A 17,391-nucleotide genomic window follows, 5' to 3' on the forward strand; every position below is an offset into this window, starting at 1 on the left:
TTGAAACGGTGTCGGTTGACCGTGCGGCGGCAAGCGGGGAAGATGCAGCGAAAACGACGCGAAGCCAATCGACATGCAGCGGCAATTCGACGATCTTCTTCTTGGCAGCATCGAGCTTTTCTGCCTCGCGGCGGAGCTCGGCAGCTTCACGCTCGCGGCTACCGCGGCGAGCGTGACGCCCGCCGCGGTGAGCCGCTCCGTCGCGCGGCTGGAGAAGCGTCTCGACGTGCGGCTGTTCGTGCGCACGACGCGCCAGATTCGCCTGACCGATGCGGGCCGCCGTTACTTCGAGCAATGCCGCGACGCGCTCAATCGTCTTGCGGAAGCGGAACGCGAAGCCACCGGCCAGCAAACGAGCCCGAAGGGTGTGCTGCGCATCAGCATGCCGACGCCTTACGGCCACTATCGCGTGCTGCCGCTACTCGCTGAATTCCGCGCGCGTTATCCCGATGTCACCGTGGAAGCGCATCTGAGCAATCGCAACATCGACTTCGCCGACGAAGGATTCGATCTCGCAATACGCGGACGCGCGCCGCGCGACTCCGGTCTCATCGCGCGCAAGCTCGAAGATGCGGAGCTCGTCGTGGTGGCGTCGCCCGGCTATCTGAAGCGTGCGGGCGTGCCGAAGACGATCGAAGACATGCTCGATCACGAATGCATCCAGTTCGAGATGCCGAGCACGGGACGTCCCGTGCCGTGGCTTTTCATGCAGAACGGCGAGCCGGTGGAAATGACCATGCACGCCAGCTACGGCACTTCCGGCGATGCGCTCGCAGGCATTCCGCTCGCACGCAATGGCGCGGGCCTCTTTCAGATCTACCGCTTCACCGTCGACGAAGATTTGCGCGCCGGCACGTTGACGGAAGTGCTGCGCGACTTCGGCGGATGCAGCAGGCCGTTCATCCTGCTGTATCCGCATGGCAGGCATTTGTCGTCGCGTGTGCGGGCTTTCGTCGACTTCATCGTGGAGAAGCTCGTCGCGCGCTGACTGATGTGCGACTCGGGCAACTTTCAGGGGACAAACATCCATGAGCAAGAACGCATTGTTATCGCTGCTCGGCATCGATACGCCGATCATTCAGGCGCCGATGGCCGGGGTGAGCACGCCCGCGCTCGCGGCGGCCGTATCGAATGCGGGCGGACTCGGCTCGCTCGGCGTCGGCGCGATGAACGCCGAAGGCGCGCGCAAGGTGATCCGCGAAACGCGCGCGCTGACCGGCAAGCCGTTCAACATCAACGTGTTCTGTCATGCGCCGGCGAAGGCCGATGCCGCCGTCGAGCGAGCATGGACCGCATGGCTCGCTCCGGTCTTCGCGCAATACGGCGCGACGCCGCCCGACACGCTGAGCGAAATCTACACGAGCTTCGTCGTCGATGAAGCGATGCTGAAGGTCTTCGTCGAAGAAAAGCCGCCTGTAGTGAGCTTTCACTTCGGCTTGCCGTCGAAGGACTATATCGATGCGTTGCGCGGCGCCGGCATCAAGCTGATCGCATCCGCGACCAATGTGGGCGAAGCGGAGCGGGTCGCGGCGGCGGGCATGGATGCGATCGTGGCGCAAGGCATCGAAGCGGGCGGGCATCGCGGCATCTTCGACCCGCAAGCCGACGACGACAACCTCGGCACGTTCGCGCTCACGCGCCTCTTCGCCAGCAAGTTCGACGTGCCGGTGATCGCGTCGGGCGGCATTATGGACGGCGCGGGCATCGCGGCCGTGCTCGCGCTCGGTGCGCAGGCGGCGCAGCTCGGCACGGCGTTCGTACCGTGCACGGAGACATCGATCGATGCGGGTTATCGTCGCGCCATTCTGAGCGATGCGGCACAGCGCACGACGTTCACATCGGCGATCTCGGGGCGCAAGGCCCGCAGCCTCGTGAACAAGTTCACGGAACTCGGCCGCAACACGGAAGCTCCCGCGATTCCCGCTTATCCGGTCACTTACGATGCAGGCAAATCGCTGCACGCGGCGGCCAAGGCAAAGGACGAATTCGGTTACGGCGCGCAATGGGCGGGACAAGCGGCCGCGCTCGCGCGTGAGCTGCCCGCCGCCGAGCTGATGACGCGGCTGAAGGCTGAACTCGACGAAAGCATCGCGGGCTTGCGGCAGTATGCATCGCGCTGAGACATTGCCGCTTCGCCCTCAATGCGACATCAGCACCGGCCGGTCATCGACGCAAGGAAGGTCTGCGTCGTGCCGCCGAGCACGAGTTCCTGCCAGCGCGCGTGTCCGTGGCCGCCCATGACGACGAGGTCCGCGTCGAGATCGGCGGCGCGTGAAAGCAGCATCTCGAGCGTCGATGCATCGGTCGCGCTCTTGCTTGCGAACACTTCCGCCTTCACCCCGTGCCGCGCGAGGCTTGCCGCGATATCCGCGCCGCCAACGCGCTCCGCGGCCGGGTCGTGCCGCGCCTAATCGCGATGCTCACGATGCTCACACGCTCCGCGGTTTTCAGGCGACCCACGCCGCGGCGGCGGAACTGGCCGTGCGTCTGCACGCCGACTTCGAAGCAATCACGGAGCCGGTTGATCGCTCCGGCGCGGCGGGCTGCGTGCGCGCGATGATCGATATGCTCTTCGCACGCGAGGTGGCCGTGAATCCGCTTCAGCGCGATGTCGCGAATTACGAGATCATCGTGATCGGCACGCCGGTCTGGGCGAGCAGCGTGAGCGCGCCGGTGCGCGCGTGGCTCATCGCGAACCGGCGCAGGCTGCCGCACGTCGCCTTTCTTTGCACGCAGCACATTCGCGGCGACGTCATCGCCTTCCGCGAAATGGCGACGCTCGCGGGCAAGCAGCCGGTCGCGCGTTGCGCGATTGCGGCGGCTCACGGCGCCAAGGATCAGCGCCGTGTCATGGACAGTTCGTGGAGCGCATCGGGCGCAAGCTCGCGCGTATCGAAAATCTCGAATGGGCGGTTTGAGCGCGACGCGCGCGAGCCGAAATCATCATGTATAGACATATCCTGGTGGCGCTCGACGGCAGCGAATCGTCGCAGCGGGCGCTCGAAGAAGTGCTGTGCCTGGGCGCATCGCCGGGCACGCGCGTGCGCCTCGTGCACGTTCTGGAGGCGTCGGCGCTGGCGTCTTATCCGGTCAACTACCGGTCGCAGGTGCGGGACGCGGCGAGACGCGTGCTGGACGCCGCGCAGGAGCGGCTGCGCGCGGCCGGCATCGAATGCGAGTCGGAACTGGACGAAACGCGCACGCCCGACGATTCGATCGCCGACGCGTTGCAGCGCTCTGCGCAACGCATGGACGCCGATCTCGTCGTGATGGGCACGCGCGGCCGGGGAGGATTGCCGCGCCTCGTGCTCGGCAGCGTCGCCGAAGCATTTCTGCGGCACTCGACGTGCGCGGTGCTGCTCACGCGTTCCGCGTCGCAACGGGGCGCATCGACATGATTCACACGCTTTCGAGCGCGGCCTGATCGACGATGCGCACTTCCTTGCCGCGCGCATCGACCACGCCCAATCTGTGCAGCCGGGAGAACATGCGGCTCACGGTTTCGATCTTGAGGCCGAGATAGCTGCCGATCTCCTCGCGGGTCATGCGCAGGACGAATTGCGACGGCGAGTAGCCGCGCGCTTTCATTGAAGACGAGAGCCGCGAGCGGCATCGCGAACGCGGCGCCGCCCGCGATCAGCAGGCTTGTCGTGGACGCATGAAGCGCGCAGACGGAACAAAAGTAGGACATGCCGGCGCACCACAGCGCGAAAAGAATCGCCGCTGCGAGCGTCGCATGCGCGGGCGCGCTGCGCTGCGCTGCGAAGTGACTTGCCGCCGCGCTTTCTGTCCTGCGCGTCAGCGCGTCGGATTGCAGGGGCGGTGCGTCGGCGGGATTTCCGGACGGTCCGCTTGGCGTGCGCATCGGGATTCCCCGGCTTGCAACGTTTCTGTCACGCGGCTGGCTTCGGAACGCCGCCGCCTTTTTCGTGCATCTCAGATTGGTCGCAGGAAAAAAATCCGTCATGCGCGCTGCGACATCAGCGCAGGGCGGCGAGTTCGCGGCGTTTGACTCAGGTCAATCGTGAAAATGGCGAACGTCCGTAGAGTGAAGCCGTGCTCCGGCAAGTCCGGAGCGGACGACCGCGACCAACATTCCAACCGTCTGGAGTACGTGATGCAAGCACGTGACGTAATGACTTCCAGCGTCGTTTCCGTGACGCCCGAAACGACGATTCATGAACTGGCGCGCCTGCTCGTGCAGCACCGTATCAGCGCGGCGCCTGTCGTCGGCACGGACGGGCATGTCGTCGGCGTGATCAGCGAGGGCGATCTGCTTCGTCGCGAGGAGATCGGCACCGAGAAGCGGGCGAACCGCCGCGCGTGGTGGCGCGACATGCTCTCCGACGGCGGCGCGGCCGACTACATCAAGTCGCATGCGCGCACGGTCGGCGAGATCATGACCCGCGATCCTGTCTGCGTGAACGAGGACACGTCACTCGCCGAGATCGCCGCGATGCTCGAAAGCCATCACATCAAGCGCGTGCCGGTGCTGCGCGACGGGCGGCTCGCCGGCATCGTCAGCCGGTCGAATCTGGTGCAGGCGCTGGCGTCCTCGCTCGTGGTCGATTCCGCGCCGGATGCGCTTGCAAGCGATGCCGAGATTCGCGCCATGCTGATGGGCGATCTCGCGGGGCGGGGCTGGGCGTTTCCCGGCCGCGATATCGTCGTGCGCGATGGCATCGTGCATCTGTGGGGCACGGTGTGGTCCGGCGATCAGCTCGATGCGATGCGGATCGCGTCTGAAAGCATCCCAGGCGTGAAGCGCGTGGTCGATCACACGATCCCTTATCCGATCATGCCGGGGCTTTGAAGGGATGGATCGTCAAGCCGTTCAAGGGCGATGCGGTGATCGCGACGTTCAGGAAGCTGGCGGGTTGAAGCAGCCCGCTCGATGCTTCACGTGCGCCGCGGCATGTTGGCCAGCGCCGGCACGGCATTGGCGATCAACCGACAAAGGTTGTCGAGGCTTTCGCCTTCGAAAGTGAGATCGAGCCTCTCACGCTCAGACGAGCGGCCGGTCGATCTGGATCAGTCAGTCGTGCAGCGCGCGACCCAGATGGGATCGGAGCGATGGACTCGTCTTTGCAACGAATGCTGGAAGCGATGGATGCCGACAAGGCGAAACTGGACGCGGTGCGTCCGCTTTCGCCTCCGGCCCTGGCTTCGCTGCAGAACAGGCTGAGGCGGGAATGGATGCCAAATGCGAACGCAGTGGAGCGGCACACGCTCCCGCTGCGCGAGACCCAGGTCGTACTCGACGAGATGACGATGGGCGGCAAGTCGCTGCCGCAGCATTGCGCGTCCTTGGGCCGTCGCGACGCGATGGCTTACCTGGAAGAGACTGTTGCGAAGAACGAGCCACTGTCGGCGTGGCAAATCCGGAATATCCACAACGTCGTGCTGAAGGGCGGCGTCGGTGAGGAAGCCTGCCGCTATCGTCATGTGAACGTGGCGATCGCCGGCGCACATACGACGCCACCGGACTTTCTGAATGTGCCAGCCGAACTGGCTGCGCTCGTCGAGTGGCACGCGAGCGCAGGGAACACGCATCCCGTCGTGCGCGCGGCGGAACTCCATACGCGGTTCGTCAGGATCCATCCGTTCGTGGATGGAAACGGCAGGACAGGACGGCTGCTCCTGAATGTCGAGTTGATGAGATCGGGTTATCCGCCAGCTCTTATCCGCAACGAAAATCGCGCAGCCTATTGCGACTCGCTGGACGATGCCTGCGTGAGCAGCGACTACACGGGTGTTGCGCTGCTCATCGCCGAACTGGTTAAGCGGTCGTTCGACATCTACCTTGACGCGCTCGGATTACGTGTTGACCACGGACTTCGCGATTAGCCGTGATCGTCATCGACCGGAATGGCGCCGTACCGGCTTCGTGATAAGCTTGGCGCTGTCACGAAACAGGTTACACCCAGGTCCAAGGATGAACCTCACATGATCGCTGCGCCTCCCATTCAGGCATCCCGGCAACTTCGCAAGGCGCACCATCCCGGAGTGCTTCTCCGCGACTTTGTGCTCCCGCGCCTCGACCTCTCGGTGAGTCAGGCGGCCCGGGATCTGGGCGTGTCTCGTCAGACGCTACACCGCATCTTCGACGCTCGAGCAGGCATTACGCCAGAAATGGCTGTCCGGCTGGAAGCGCTGTGCGGAATCTCGGCAATGTTCTGGCTGGAACTGCAATGCGCGCACGATCTTCGTCAGGCTCGCATATCGCTGGCGGATGCGCTTCCCCACATTCCAAGATACCGGCTCTCTCATTTGGCATTGAAGCAACTCGGAGCACTCGATGGACGCTGATCCCGTAACGCCTCAATATGCTCACACGGGCGTATCCGGACTTGATGACGTTCTTGTCGGCGGCTTGAGTCGGGGAAATGTATTCCTGCTCGAAGGAAGTCCCGGTACGGGCAAAACTACGATCGCGCTCAGCTTTCTGATTGCCGGTGCGGAGCTAGGTGAGCCGTGTTTGTATTTCACGCTCTCGGAAACGGCGTCGGAATTGCGCACTGGCGCCTTGTCGCACGGTTGGCGCCTTGGTGAAGAGATCAATATCTTCGAAGTGAGCCCGTCCGAAAGTCTGCTCGACGCCGATCAGCAACAGACGCTCCTCTATTCGTCGGATCTCGAACTGGGTGAAACGACGCAGATGATTCTCGGTGAGTTCGAGCGCGTCAGGCCAAAGCGGGTCGTCATCGACAGTCTTTCCGAAATCCGATTGCTCGCGCAAAGTTCTCTGCGTTACCGTCGGCAGATTCTCGCATTCAAGCATTACTTCGCAGGTCGCGATGCGACCGTGCTGCTGCTGGATGACCTGACCTCCGAGGCCGCGGACAAGACAGTCCATAGCGTCGCGCATGGCGTCATCAAGCTCGAGGAGTTGTCGCCGCAGTATGGGGCGGAGCGACGTCGGCTGAAGGTGCTCAAGTATCGCGGTCAGCAATTTCGCGGGGGGTACCACGATTTCGCCATTCGGCGCGGCGGGGTATCGGTATTTCCGCGGCTCGTTGCCGGGGAGCATCGCACGAGCTTTGCCCGCACTCAGATGACGAGCGACGTGGCCGAACTGGACGCCCTGCTGGGCGGCGGCGTCGAACAGGGAACGAGCACGCTCATTCTTGGACCCGCAGGCACCGGAAAGAGCCTGTTCGCTCTCCAGTTCGTCGTCGCCGCCGTCAAACGAGGCGAGAAGGCGGCGCTCTTCGTGTTCGACGAGGAGCTTGGGCTGCTGTTCGATCGGGTTCGCATCATGGGCATCGACCTGGAAGCGATGAGAAAGGCAGGCAACCTGCATATCGAACAGGTCGACGCCGCCGAGCTGTCTCCGGGTGAGTTCGCGCATCGCGTTCGTACGAGCGTTGATCATGCACGCGCGAAGACGGTCGTCATCGACAGCCTGAACGGCTATCAGGCCGCCATGCCCGAAGAGAACGCGCTGGTGCTGCATGTGCACGAGTTATTGCAATATCTGAACCGGCAAGGCGCAAACACGTTTCTCACCGTCGCGCAGCACGGTCTGGTCGGCGACATGAAAACGCCGGTCGACGTGACCTATCTTGCCGACACGGTCATTCTGCTTCGCTACTTCGAGGCGCTCGGGCGCGTTCGACGCGCGATCTCGGTCATCAAGAAGCGCACGGGAGCACACGAGGAATCGATTCGCGAGTTCCGCATCGGTTCCACCGGCCTCGTGCTCGGAGCGCCGCTGGAAGAATTTCAGGGCGTGCTGCGCGGTGTGCCCACGTTCGTCGGAAATTCGGCGCCGCTACTTTCATCGAAAGAAGGCTGAGCACCGATGTCTGGAACCGATCCATGCCCGGTGCTCCTTCTCACGCCTTCAGGCCGCGACTTTTCCGTCGCGCAAGCGCTTCTGGAAGCGACCGGCATCGAATCGGCTGCTTGCGCGGACGTTCGGCAACTCGCCGCGAAACTGAAAGACGATGTATGTTGCGTGGTCGTCGCCGATGAAGCGCTGAACGGGGTGGACCTTGCTGTGCTGACCGAATGGGTATCGGCGCAACCGCCCTGGTCGGACCTTCCGTTCGTCATCCTGACGCGGCGCACTGGCGGAGCCGACCGACGGCCCATGGCTGAACGGCTGACGCAAGCGCTCGGCAATGTCACCTTCATCGAGCGGCCGTTCCATCCGACGACATTCGTGAGCGTGGTCGAAACCGCCGTGCGTGGCCGGCGTCGCCAGTTCGAGGCACGGGCCAGGATTCGCGAGTTGCACGAAGGCGAGGCGCGTCTGCGCACGGCGCTGATCGCCGGACAACTCGGCTCGTGGAACCTGGACCTGGCCACGTCGACGCTGGCCGCATCGACGACTTGCAAGGCGATCTTCGGCCGTGGCGAGCATGACAGCTTCACGTACGAGGAGCTTCTGGCGAGCGTTCATCCGGACGACCGGGCACGCATGCTGGCGGCCGTGAGGCACAGCATCGAAACCGGTTGCGACTATGCCATCGAGTACCGCAACGTCTGGCCGAACGGAACGGTGCATTGGGTGGATATCAGGGCGCGTATCGTGCGCGACGAGCGGAATCACATCGCGCAGCTTGTCGGCGTGTCTTCGGACATCACGTCGCGCAAGACGTCCGAGGACCAGTTGCGGCGCATCAATGAGTCGCTCGAAGTCAAAGTGCTGGAGCGCACGGCGCAACTCGAGCACGCCCATCAAACGGTTCTCGACGAAATCAGCCAGCGCGAACATACGGAAAAGCTACTGCGACAAGTCCAGAAGCTCGAGATGATCGGCCAGTTGACGGGGGGCATCGCTCACGACTTCAACAATCTCCTGATGGCCATCATGGCGAATCTGGAGCTCGTGCGAAAGGACGTGCCGCCGCAGGAGCGCGTCGGGCGTCTGGTGGAAGGCGCGCTCAAAGGCGCTCAGCGCGGCGCCGCGCTGACGCAACGGCTGCTCGCGTTTGCCCGGCAGCAGGTGCTCAAGGTCGAACCCGTCCAGATGTGCGCGCTGGTGTACGGTATGACCGATCTGCTCGAAAGATCGATCAGTTCGATGGTCCATTTGTCGATCGAAACGGCTGACGACGTCCCGTACACGATGGTCGATGCAAATCAAGTCGAACTCGCCATCCTGAACCTCGTCGTCAATGCGCGCGACGCGTTGCCCGATGGCGGTACGATCAATATCAACGTGGATACCGCCCGTTCATCGGGCGACGGCGAACTTGCCGAGGGCGACTATGTTCGGGTGACAGTGCGCGACAACGGCACGGGCATGGACGCCGCGACGCTCGCCAGAGCGACCGAACCGTTCTTCACCACGAAGGAGGTCGGCAAGGGCACCGGACTCGGCCTCTCGATGATTCATGGCCTGGCGCGCCAGCTTCAAGGGGCGCTGCGTCTCGAGAGCGCGACAGGAAAGGGCACGTGCGCGTCGCTCTGGCTGCCGGTAACGGGCGACGAGGCTGCCCACGCGGAAGTCAGAGAGCCTTTGCCGGATTACACCCCGACCGACGCCGCCGGCATGCGGGCCACGATACTGGTGGTCGACGACGACCCGCTCATCGCGACGAGCACGTCGTATCTCCTGCAAGATCTCGGACAGGTCGTGATAGAGGCGAACTCCGGTGAAGCCGCGCTCGAGATCCTGCGCAGCGGCACGAGAGTCGATGTCCTTCTTACCGATTTTTCGATGCCCAGAATGACGGGCGTGGAGTTGGCCATCGCCGCGCGCGCACTTCGACCCACGCTGCCGGTCATACTCGCGACCGGCTATGCCGAGTTGCCGGAATTGGCGGAAGCGGACTTGCCGCGACTTCGCAAGCCGTATCAACAAAGTCAGCTTCTGACGGAAATCAGCAAGGCCGTGTCGTCCGGACGTTGAATCCGGCCTGCCGCTTGCACCATCGGGTTGACGCCGCCCCCCCTAGTATTGCGAAATGCAATGTCGCTATTAAAGCCATTGCATTGCCAGCATGTCCCCGGAGCCGTATCTTCGTTTCCATTCAAGGAGACGCCAATGAAGATCGCATTTCTGGGGGCCGGAGCGCTGGGTTGCGCCATCGGTTCCGCTCTCACCGAAGGGGGCCATGAGACGTGGCTCGTCGACCGGTTCGCCGCACACGTCGAGGCCATGTCTCGCGACGGCCTGCAGGTCGATGACGAGCGCGGCACGCGCCGTGTCAAGGTTCGCGCGACGATGAATCCGGCCGACGTCGGCCCGGTCGATGTCGTGATCGTGCTGGTCAAGTCTTTTCACACCGATTCGGCGATGCGCGGCGCGCTCGATCTCGTCGGCCCTGAAACGGTCGTGCTTTCCTTGCAGAACGGCCTCGGTCACGAAGACGTGTTGAGCGAAATCGTCGGCCGTGAGCGCGTGCTCGCCGGCAAGACGTATGTCGGCGGCGTGCTGCGCGCGCCCGGCCATATCCAGTCCGGCGTCACCGGAAAGCTCACGATCATCGGCGAGCTCGACGGCCGGATCACGAGCCGCGCGAAGGCCATCGCGGAGGCGTTCAACAGCGCCGGTCTGTCGACCACGGTCAGCGACAACATTCTCGGCACGATGTGGGACAAGCTGCTGATCAACGTGGCGACGGGCGCGCTTACCGGCATCACGCGCCTCACCTACGGGCAACTCTACGACGAGCCCATTCTGAAGGCGACGTCGCTTGCCGCCATCGAAGAAGCGATGGCCGCCGCGAAAGCCGCTGGCGTCACGTTGTCCATCACGAACGCGGAAGACGCCTGGAACATGGCCGCCGAAGGGCTGTCGCCGGCATTCAAGACCTCGATGCTGCAAAGCCTCGAAAAGTCCTCTGTCACCGAAATCGACTTCATCAACGGCGCGGTGGTGCGTTGGGGCGAACGTCTCGGCGTGCCGACGCCGGTGAACTCGACGCTCGTCGCGTGCATCAAGGGCATCGAGCGCGCGATGACGGATCGTCAGAAGGAAGGAGCCGCGGCATGAGCGCGCCGAAAGCCTATCTGGAGCACGTCGCGATCTGGGTGAAGGACATCCACTGGCATATCCGCTTCTTCGAAGAAGTGCTCGGCATGACCCTGCGCGAAGTCGACGGCACGCTCGACGAGCCGCGTCAATACTGGACGATGGGCGGTCTGCAATTCATCAGCGAGCCGCGTTTCGAAGGCCCCGAAGGCCGGCTCGCGCATCTCGGCGTGATGTGCGAAGACCTCGAAGCCGCCATCGCCGCCGCGCAGGCGTTCGGCGTCACCGAAATGCCGCAAGGGCGCAACTGGCTGCGTCTGCCCGACGGGCTCGCCGTTGAACTCATTCAGGCCCGACCGGCCACGTGCGTCGCACAGGCGCTGGCAATCAATCCACGCGCGGAGGCGTGAGCATGAGCACCATCATCGAAAAGCATTGGGACGACGCGCAGGAAGGCGACGTGTGCGTGAGCCCGACTTATACGGTCACGAAAGAACGCATCCTGGCCTACGCCGATCTCACGGGCGATCACACGCCGGTGCATGTCGACGAGGAGTATGCCAACGCGAGTCACTTCGGCTCGATCGTGGCGCACGGCCTGTTCGGACTGTCGATCGCCGATGGCCTGAAGACGCAGAGCGACTATCGCTTCCTGCCGGGCATGTCGCTCGGCTGGACGTGGGACTTTCTGCTGCCCATCAAGGTCAATGACGTGCTGCATGTGAAGTTCCGCGTCGGCGCGATGCGTGCAAGCAAGAGCAAGCCGGACTGGGGCATCGTCGTGCTGCCGTCGGAGCTGATCAATCAGAACGGCGAAGTCGTGCAACGTGGCGAGCATCGTCTGATGATCCCGCGCCGACCGGGAGCGAACTGATGCAAGCTCGTCCCCTCGAAGGTATTCGCGTCGTCGACTACAGCCACTTTCTCGCAGGTCCCTATGTCGGCCGATGCCTCGCCGCGCTCGGCGCGGAAGTCATCAAGGTCGAGCGTCCCGGCAGCGGCGACGCAGGGCGTCAGCACGCCACGATTCTCGACGACCAGCAAAGCGCCTACTTCCTGCAGCTCAACATGGGCAAGCGCGGCGTGAGCGTCGACATGAAGGACCCGCGCGGCAAGGCGTTCATGCAGCGTCTTTGCGATTCCGCCGATGTTTTCATCGAGAACTATCGACCGGGCGCGCTGGACAAGCTCGGCCTCGGCTATGCCGCATTGTCCGAGCGCAATCCGGGCCTCGTCTATTGTTCGATCTCGGCTTACGGACACACGGGTCCCGATGCGCATCGCGCGGGCTTCGGTCTCATCGCCGAAGCGAAGAGCGGCATCATGCAGATGATCGGCAATCCGGGCGAACCGCCGCCGCTCATGCGCATCTCGCTCGGCGACATGTATACCGGCATTCACGCGGTCGCCGCCATCAACGCCGCGCTGCTCGGCCGTGTGAAGAGCGGACGCGGCCAGCACATCGACATGGCGCTGTACGACACGCTGGTGTCGATGCACGAATACGCGGTGCAGTGCTACACGATGCAGGGCGTCGTTCCCGAACAGACCGGTCACGACATGCCGACATCGACGTTGTATGGCGTGTTCCGCGCGGCCGACGGCGATCTCGTCATTGCCGCGCAGGTCGACGATTCGTGGAAGCGCTTCGCCGCGCTCATCGAGCGGCACGGCGGTCCGGCCGGTTTCGGCGCCGATGCGCGGTTCCATAACCTGAACGGACGCAACACGAACCGCGAAGCCATCCTGTCGGTCGTGAAGCCGTGGGTCGCGGGCCGGTCGGTCGCCGAGGTGCTTTCATTGCTCGACAGTGTCGATGTCCCTTGCGCCAAGGTTCAGCGCATCGATGAAGTCGTGGCTGATCCGCAGATCATCGCGCGCGGCATGGTGATCGAGCAGGAGCATCCGCGCTTCGGAAAACTGCGGCTGCCGAATCTGCCGTTCCGCTTTTCGGACTGCGATACGTCGATCCGTGAAGTCGGACCCGATCTCGGTCAGCACAACGAGGAAGTCGCGCAATCGCTGGGCTTCAGCGCGGCCGAAATCGACGCGATGCAGACCGATGGCGTGCTGTTCTCGAAACGGAGCGCGTGATGAGCGACCAGTACGCGGTGATCGGCAATCCGATCGGGCACACGAAGTCTCCGCTGATTCACGGCGCCTTCGCGCAGGAAACCGGGCAGGACATGACGTATGTCGCGATCCAGGGGCCGCTCGAACCGGCGGACGCCTTCGCAAATACGGTCAGACGTTTCATCGCTGAAGGCGGCAAGGGCATGAACGTCACCGCGCCGTTCAAGCTGCAGGCGTTCGCGATGGCCGACGAACGCAGCGAACGCGCGGCGCTCGCGGGCGCCGTCAACGCGATGAAGTTCGAGAACGGACGCGTCATCGCCGAAAACTTCGATGGCGTCGGCCTCGTGCGCGATATCGAAGTGAATCTGCATCAGCCGATGGCCGGCAAGCGCGTGCTGATTCTCGGCGCAGGCGGCGCGGTGCGCGGCGCATTGCTGCCGTTCCTTGGCGCGCGGCCCGCGGAACTCGTCATCGCGAACCGGCATGCGGACAAGGCGAAGGCGCTCGTCGAACAGGTCGCCGCGAGCGGTGGGTTGACGGCGTGCGGCTATGCGCAACTGGAATCGATGGGACAGTTCGATCTCGTCGTGAACGCGACGTCTGCGAGCCTGACCGGGCAATTGCCGCCGGTGCCGCCGAGCGTCTTCGACCCGCGCGGAACGGCTTACGAGCTCGCGTACGGAAAGGGGCTGACGCCTTTTCTGCGGCTCGCTCGAAATGCGGGCGTGCAAGGTATCGCCGATGGCGTCGGCATGCTGGTCGAGCAGGCCGCCGAAGCGTTCGCGTGGTGGCGGGGCGTGCGTCCGCAGACGCGCGCCGTCATCGACCGTCTTACCGTTCCGCTCGATTGACGCCTGCGAGGAAGCTTCGGATGCAGCCAGAGAACTATCGCTTTTGCCGCTATGAAGTCGAAGGGCCGCTTCTCACGTTGACGATCGACCGGCCTGAAGTCCTCAACGCGCTGCATCCCGACGAAACATCAAGCTGGATGAAATGATGAAAACGTTTCTCATGCTGCATGGCATCAACCACAACATGTTCGGCAAGCGCGACCCCGTTCAATACGGAACGGCGACGCTCGACGACATCAATGCGCAACTGCAAGCGCTCGGCAGGGAATTGGGCGTCGAGGTCGAAAGCTATCAGACGAACAGCGAGGGCGACATGTGTCTGCGAATCCATCAGGCTTTCGTCGATAACGTCGACGGCGTGCTGATCAATGCCGGCGCATGGACGCACTACAGCTACGGCATCCGCGATGCGCTGGCGATATTGACTGTGCCCGTGGTCGAGATTCACATGTCGAACATCCACGCGCGCGAAGGCTTTCGCCATAAGTCGGTGTTCGCCGAAATCGTGAAGGGGCAGATTTGCGGCTTCGGCATCGATAGCTATTCGCTCGGACTTCGCGCGACTGTGTCGGCCGCGGGCTGATCATCCGGGCAGTCGACAGACAGCGATAGGCGACGCAATGACTACAATAAGGTTATTGCGTTCGTCAATAAAGCCATGTCCACGTCCGAACTGCCCGACTTGAAACTGCTTCAGTTGTTTGATCTGTTGTATGACTTGCGCAGCGTCACGCGAGCGGCGGAGCAGCTCGGACAAAGCCAGCCAACCGTGAGCATCTGGCTGGGGCGTCTGCGAGTGCATTTACAGGACCCGTTATTCGTCCGCACGCCGGGCGGGATGACGCCGACGCCTCAGGCAGACGCGCTGATCGGACCATGCAGGGAGATTCTGGAGTCGCTTCGTCGCTTCGCTGCGTGGGAAATCTCGTTCGATCCAGGCACTGCGAAGCGACGGTTCCGCATTTGCATGACGGACGCCAGTCACATCACGCTTCTTCCGCGGATGCTGGCCCACGTGCGCGCTCAGGCGCCGGGGATTCGGCTGGAAGCCGCAAGGATCGACGGAAACACAGAGCGTGCGCTCGAATCCGGCGAGGCCGATCTGGCGATCGGGCATGTGCCCTGGCTCGGGAGTGGAATGTATCAGCAGCAGCTCTATATGCAGGACTGGGTATGCCTTGCCAATCCGAACCATCCGCGCGTGCGCGCCAGGCTGACGCTCAAGCAATATCGCAGCGAAGGGCACGTGATCATCGCGGCTGGCACGGGGGCGCAACTGCTGGAGCAAGCGTTGTTGCGCGAGGACATCGAACGCGATGTCGTGCTCGAACTCCCGGGAATGCTCGGACTGGGATCGATCGTGAAGTCGACCGATCTCATCGCCACTTTGCCGCGCAATATCGGGGAGACGCTGGCGAGAGTGAATGACATCGCGGTCCATACGTGCCCGTTTCCAGTCGACAAATTCGCGGTGCGGCAGCATTGGCACGCGAAGTATCATCACGAAGCCGGTAATCGCTGGCTTCGCTCCGTGGTGGCCGATCTGTTTTCGAGCAGGAGCTAGGCAGTGGTTGCCTTCAGCAAGACCCACGACGCGGAGACTGTCGGAATGAGCGTTTTCGAAGAAGACAAGATGGGAGACGCCGCGACGCATCTTCGGTTTCGATGCGATAGAGGACTCCTGACGGAGCCCGCGTGCCTCAGCGATTCAAAAAAGGCTCAGTGCTGATCGCCCCAGAGATCGTCGACCGCGCGGATCGCGAGCGAGTAACCGTTCGCGCCAGCCCCGCAGATCACCGCAGTGGCCGCGACCGAGATCGTCGAGTGGCGGTATTCCTCCGAGCGCCGGTGGATGTTCGTGATATGCACTTCCACCACCGGCCTGCGAATCAGCTTGACTGCGTCGAGCACCGGAATTCGTCCGAACGAAAAGCCGGCCGGGTTGATGATCAACGCCGCGTCCTGCATGAACGCTTCCTGGATCGAGTCGATCAGCACGCTCTCGCTGTTGGTCTGACGGAATACGCAGTCGAACTTGAGGGTCTCGGCCAGTGCGAGACAGTTCTGCTCGATGTCCTTCAGCGTGGTGCTGCCGTAGAGGTGCGGCTCCCTGACGCCCAGCATGTTCAGGTTGGAGCCATTGAGAATGTAGAGTTTGCGAGTCATGGTTTTAATGTGTAGCGCTACGTTCGAGGGCGGTGCCTTTGGTTTCCCGGGACGTCGCGATCATGATGAAGGAGAGCAGGTTCAACGAGCCGCAGACCACGACGATGGCCCACGGCGAACCATGAAAGGCGTTGAGCAGCGCCACCGCGACGATGGGCATCGGCCCGCCGGTGAGCAGGTTGGCGCCCGAGTACGACAGTGCGGAACCCGTATAGCGCGCCTCGGTCGGAAAGGACTCCGCGAACCACACCGGCTGGATGCCGCTCTGAAACTGCGTGAAGCCGAGGAAGGCGCCCATCACGGCCATCGCCATGCCTATCGAGTGCTGGTTGAGGATCGGAAAGTAGATCAGGCAGCAGACCAGCGTGCAGAACGAGCCGATGAGCAGCGCGCGCTTGCGTCCGATCCGGTCGCTCAAGTATCCGCCCGCGAGCGCTCCGGCGATGGCGCAGACGTTGGCGACCATCAGCAGCATGAAGCCGGTCTGTTTGGGTACGCCGAGATTCTTCGTCAGATAGCTGAGCGAGAAGACCACGATCAGGTAGAAGAGCGCAGCCGGGCCGCAGAAGAACAGTGTCAGGCGCAACGCCGTGCGCCAGTGAAACTTGAAGACGACGCCGAGCGGATTGGCGGCGCGTGCGCCTTCGCCTTTCTTCTTGAGCGCCTCGAAGGCCGGCGTCTCGCTGACTTTCATGCGGATATAGATGCCCAGCAGCACGAGCACGAAGCTCGCGAGGAACGGGATTCTCCATCCGAAAGATTCGAAGTCGTCCGCTGAGAGCAGGGCGGACAACGCAAACAGGGCGAAATTCGCGAGGATCTGGCTGAGCGGCGAGCAGATGCCGAGCAAGCCCGAATACCACCCCCGCCGCGCGGCGGACGCATGCTCGACCGCCATCAGTTGTGCGCCCGTCGATTCGCCGCCTAGCGCAAAACCCTGGATGATGCGCAGCGAGACCAGCAGCGTCGGCGCGAGGATGCCGACTTGCTGATAGGTCGGCAGCAGTCCCATCAGGAACGACGACGCGCCCATCACCGAGACCGTAATCAACATGAGGTTGCGGCGTCCCCAACGATCGCCGAGCATGCCGCAGATCACCGCGCCGAGCGGGCGCGCGGCCAGCCCGGCCCAGAAGCTCGCCAGCGAGGCGAGCAGCGAAGCGGTCGGGTCGAGCGATGGGAAGAACAGCTTCGGAAAGATCGTGGCTGCGACGACGCCGTACAGCGCGAAGTCGAACCACTCCAGCGCGGTGCCTACGGTGGCGCCCGCCACCGCGCGACGCGCCATCAAGTGAGCCTGCGCGGACCGTGTTCCGGCTGCGATGTCTGAGTCAGCGATCACTGACATGGTGTCTCCTGATTTTCGATGTG

General features: G+C 63.3%; 20 protein-coding genes and 2 pseudogenes. 17 read left to right on the plus strand and 5 right to left on the minus strand.

Annotated features, from left to right (window positions below; genetic code table 11):
• Positions 1-73: 73 nt before the first annotated feature.
• Both AWB75_RS14405 and AWB75_RS14410 read left to right on the plus strand, forming a co-directional pair.
• Positions 74-988, plus strand: coding sequence for a LysR family transcriptional regulator (locus AWB75_RS14405; RefSeq protein WP_061124758.1), 915 nt, complete (start codon positions 74-76; stop codon positions 986-988).
• A gap of 40 nt (positions 989-1,028) precedes the next feature.
• Positions 1,029-2,120, plus strand: coding sequence for an NAD(P)H-dependent flavin oxidoreductase (locus tag AWB75_RS14410; RefSeq protein ID WP_061124759.1), 1,092 nt, complete (start codon positions 1,029-1,031; stop codon positions 2,118-2,120).
• A gap of 29 nt (positions 2,121-2,149) precedes the next feature.
• Here the strand turns inward: AWB75_RS14410 and AWB75_RS14415 are convergent, their stop codons facing one another.
• Entirely contained in the window at positions 2,150-2,326 is a 177-nt protein-coding gene (locus tag AWB75_RS14415) for a universal stress protein (protein WP_235012100.1), read from the minus strand.
• A gap of 292 nt (positions 2,327-2,618) precedes the next feature.
• Positions 2,619-2,756 carry a hypothetical protein gene (locus AWB75_RS37705; protein WP_159462782.1) on the minus strand — a complete coding sequence of 46 codons (138 nt, stop codon included), beginning with the start codon at positions 2,754-2,756 and terminating at the stop codon, positions 2,619-2,621.
• Between the two features lie 189 nt (positions 2,757-2,945).
• Here AWB75_RS37705 and AWB75_RS14425 point away from each other — a divergent pair, with 189 nt between their 5' ends.
• Positions 2,946-3,398: a universal stress protein gene (locus tag AWB75_RS14425; protein WP_061124762.1), complete on the plus strand. Its 453-nt coding sequence runs from the start codon at positions 2,946-2,948 to the stop codon at positions 3,396-3,398.
• 1 nt (position 3,399) lies between these two features.
• Here the strand turns inward: AWB75_RS14425 and AWB75_RS14430 are convergent.
• Positions 3,400-3,600: pseudogene (locus AWB75_RS14430) on the minus strand (helix-turn-helix domain-containing protein); the annotation flags it as partial.
• Positions 3,601-4,117: 517 nt separating this feature from the next.
• Here AWB75_RS14430 and AWB75_RS14435 point away from each other — a divergent pair.
• The 14 genes and pseudogenes from AWB75_RS14435 to AWB75_RS14490 all read left to right on the plus strand — a co-directional run bounded on the left by AWB75_RS14435 (position 4,118) and on the right by AWB75_RS14490 (position 15,418).
• On the plus strand, positions 4,118-4,813 hold the full coding sequence (locus AWB75_RS14435) for a CBS domain-containing protein (protein ID WP_061124891.1): 696 nt from the start codon (positions 4,118-4,120) through the stop codon (positions 4,811-4,813).
• A pseudogene (locus tag AWB75_RS39435) lies at positions 4,801-4,881 on the plus strand (response regulator); the annotation flags it as partial. The gene AWB75_RS14435 and the pseudogene AWB75_RS39435, both read left to right, overlap by 13 nt.
• 192 nt (positions 4,882-5,073) lie before the next feature.
• On the plus strand, positions 5,074-5,847 hold the full coding sequence (locus AWB75_RS14440; RefSeq protein WP_061124764.1) for a Fic family protein: 774 nt from the start codon (positions 5,074-5,076) through the stop codon (positions 5,845-5,847).
• 99 nt (positions 5,848-5,946) lie between these two features.
• Positions 5,947-6,309 carry a HigA family addiction module antitoxin gene (locus tag AWB75_RS14445; RefSeq protein WP_061124892.1) on the plus strand — a complete coding sequence of 121 codons (363 nt, stop codon included), beginning with the start codon at positions 5,947-5,949 and terminating at the stop codon, positions 6,307-6,309.
• Positions 6,299-7,798: an ATPase domain-containing protein gene (locus AWB75_RS14450; RefSeq protein WP_061124765.1), complete on the plus strand. Its 1,500-nt coding sequence runs from the start codon at positions 6,299-6,301 to the stop codon at positions 7,796-7,798. The genes AWB75_RS14445 and AWB75_RS14450 overlap by 11 nt, the downstream gene beginning before the upstream one ends.
• A gap of 6 nt (positions 7,799-7,804) precedes the next feature.
• On the plus strand, positions 7,805-9,862 hold the full coding sequence (locus AWB75_RS14455) for a response regulator (protein WP_061124766.1): 2,058 nt from the start codon (positions 7,805-7,807) through the stop codon (positions 9,860-9,862).
• 135 nt (positions 9,863-9,997) lie between these two features.
• Positions 9,998-10,948 (plus strand): ketopantoate reductase family protein, encoded by a 951-nt coding sequence (locus AWB75_RS14460; RefSeq protein WP_061124767.1) that lies wholly within the window; start codon positions 9,998-10,000, stop codon positions 10,946-10,948.
• Positions 10,945-11,337: a VOC family protein gene (locus tag AWB75_RS14465; RefSeq protein WP_061124768.1), complete on the plus strand. Its 393-nt coding sequence runs from the start codon at positions 10,945-10,947 to the stop codon at positions 11,335-11,337. The genes AWB75_RS14460 and AWB75_RS14465 overlap by 4 nt, the downstream gene beginning before the upstream one ends.
• Positions 11,338-11,339: 2 nt before the next feature.
• Positions 11,340-11,801, plus strand: a complete 462-nt coding sequence (locus AWB75_RS14470; RefSeq protein WP_061124769.1) for a MaoC family dehydratase — start codon at positions 11,340-11,342, stop codon at positions 11,799-11,801.
• Positions 11,801-13,021 (plus strand): CaiB/BaiF CoA transferase family protein, encoded by a 1,221-nt coding sequence (locus AWB75_RS14475; RefSeq protein WP_061124770.1) that lies wholly within the window; start codon positions 11,801-11,803, stop codon positions 13,019-13,021. Before AWB75_RS14470 ends, AWB75_RS14475 begins: the two co-directional genes overlap by 1 nt.
• The gene (gene aroE, locus AWB75_RS14480) at positions 13,021-13,854 is read left to right on the plus strand and encodes a shikimate dehydrogenase (protein WP_061124771.1); all 834 of its coding nucleotides are present in this window, start codon (positions 13,021-13,023) and stop codon (positions 13,852-13,854) included. Before AWB75_RS14475 ends, aroE begins: the two co-directional genes overlap by 1 nt.
• Positions 13,855-13,874: 20 nt before the next feature.
• Positions 13,875-14,000, plus strand: a complete 126-nt coding sequence (locus tag AWB75_RS39150; protein WP_268807830.1) for a hypothetical protein — start codon at positions 13,875-13,877, stop codon at positions 13,998-14,000.
• Positions 14,000-14,437: a type II 3-dehydroquinate dehydratase gene (gene aroQ / locus AWB75_RS14485; RefSeq protein ID WP_061124893.1), complete on the plus strand. Its 438-nt coding sequence runs from the start codon at positions 14,000-14,002 to the stop codon at positions 14,435-14,437. The genes AWB75_RS39150 and aroQ overlap by 1 nt, the downstream gene beginning before the upstream one ends.
• A gap of 75 nt (positions 14,438-14,512) precedes the next feature.
• Positions 14,513-15,418, plus strand: coding sequence for a LysR family transcriptional regulator (locus AWB75_RS14490; protein ID WP_061124772.1), 906 nt, complete (start codon positions 14,513-14,515; stop codon positions 15,416-15,418).
• A 155-nt stretch (positions 15,419-15,573) separates the two neighbouring features.
• Here AWB75_RS14490 and AWB75_RS14495 read toward each other — a convergent pair whose 3' ends face one another.
• Positions 15,574-16,020 carry a type II 3-dehydroquinate dehydratase gene (locus AWB75_RS14495; protein WP_061124773.1) on the minus strand — a complete coding sequence of 149 codons (447 nt, stop codon included), beginning with the start codon at positions 16,018-16,020 and terminating at the stop codon, positions 15,574-15,576.
• A gap of 4 nt (positions 16,021-16,024) precedes the next feature.
• Positions 16,025-17,308 carry an MFS transporter gene (locus AWB75_RS14500; protein ID WP_061124774.1) on the minus strand — a complete coding sequence of 428 codons (1,284 nt, stop codon included), beginning with the start codon at positions 17,306-17,308 and terminating at the stop codon, positions 16,025-16,027.
• Positions 17,309-17,391 lie beyond the last annotated feature (83 nt).

The sequence above is a fragment of the Caballeronia catudaia genome (assembly GCF_001544755.2).
Lineage (GTDB): Bacteria > Pseudomonadota > Gammaproteobacteria > Burkholderiales > Burkholderiaceae > Caballeronia > Caballeronia catudaia.

Bases quoted from the DNA above. Each gene is read 5' to 3' on its own strand.
- AWB75_RS14405 (WP_061124758.1), top strand. From the start codon at position 74: ATGCAGCGGCAATTCGACGATCTTCTTCTTGGCAGCATCGAGCTTTTC.
- AWB75_RS14410 (WP_061124759.1), top strand. From the start codon at position 1,029: ATGAGCAAGAACGCATTGTTATCGCTGCTCGGCATCGATACGCCGATC.
- AWB75_RS37705 (WP_159462782.1), bottom strand. From the start codon at position 2,756: ATGACGTCGCCGCGAATGTGCTGCGTGCAAAGAAAGGCGACGTGCGGC.
- AWB75_RS14425 (WP_061124762.1), top strand. From the start codon at position 2,946: ATGTATAGACATATCCTGGTGGCGCTCGACGGCAGCGAATCGTCGCAG.
- AWB75_RS14435 (WP_061124891.1), top strand. From the start codon at position 4,118: ATGCAAGCACGTGACGTAATGACTTCCAGCGTCGTTTCCGTGACGCCC.
- AWB75_RS14440 (WP_061124764.1), top strand. From the start codon at position 5,074: ATGGACTCGTCTTTGCAACGAATGCTGGAAGCGATGGATGCCGACAAG.
- AWB75_RS14445 (WP_061124892.1), top strand. From the start codon at position 5,947: ATGATCGCTGCGCCTCCCATTCAGGCATCCCGGCAACTTCGCAAGGCG.
- AWB75_RS14450 (WP_061124765.1), top strand. From the start codon at position 6,299: ATGGACGCTGATCCCGTAACGCCTCAATATGCTCACACGGGCGTATCC.
- AWB75_RS14455 (WP_061124766.1), top strand. From the start codon at position 7,805: ATGTCTGGAACCGATCCATGCCCGGTGCTCCTTCTCACGCCTTCAGGC.
- AWB75_RS14460 (WP_061124767.1), top strand. From the start codon at position 9,998: ATGAAGATCGCATTTCTGGGGGCCGGAGCGCTGGGTTGCGCCATCGGT.
- AWB75_RS14465 (WP_061124768.1), top strand. From the start codon at position 10,945: ATGAGCGCGCCGAAAGCCTATCTGGAGCACGTCGCGATCTGGGTGAAG.
- AWB75_RS14470 (WP_061124769.1), top strand. From the start codon at position 11,340: ATGAGCACCATCATCGAAAAGCATTGGGACGACGCGCAGGAAGGCGAC.
- AWB75_RS14475 (WP_061124770.1), top strand. From the start codon at position 11,801: ATGCAAGCTCGTCCCCTCGAAGGTATTCGCGTCGTCGACTACAGCCAC.
- aroE (WP_061124771.1), top strand. From the start codon at position 13,021: ATGAGCGACCAGTACGCGGTGATCGGCAATCCGATCGGGCACACGAAG.
- AWB75_RS39150 (WP_268807830.1), top strand. From the start codon at position 13,875: ATGCAGCCAGAGAACTATCGCTTTTGCCGCTATGAAGTCGAAGGGCCG.
- aroQ (WP_061124893.1), top strand. From the start codon at position 14,000: ATGAAAACGTTTCTCATGCTGCATGGCATCAACCACAACATGTTCGGC.
- AWB75_RS14490 (WP_061124772.1), top strand. From the start codon at position 14,513: ATGTCCACGTCCGAACTGCCCGACTTGAAACTGCTTCAGTTGTTTGAT.
- AWB75_RS14495 (WP_061124773.1), bottom strand. From the start codon at position 16,020: ATGACTCGCAAACTCTACATTCTCAATGGCTCCAACCTGAACATGCTG.
- AWB75_RS14500 (WP_061124774.1), bottom strand. From the start codon at position 17,308: ATGGCGCGTCGCGCGGTGGCGGGCGCCACCGTAGGCACCGCGCTGGAG.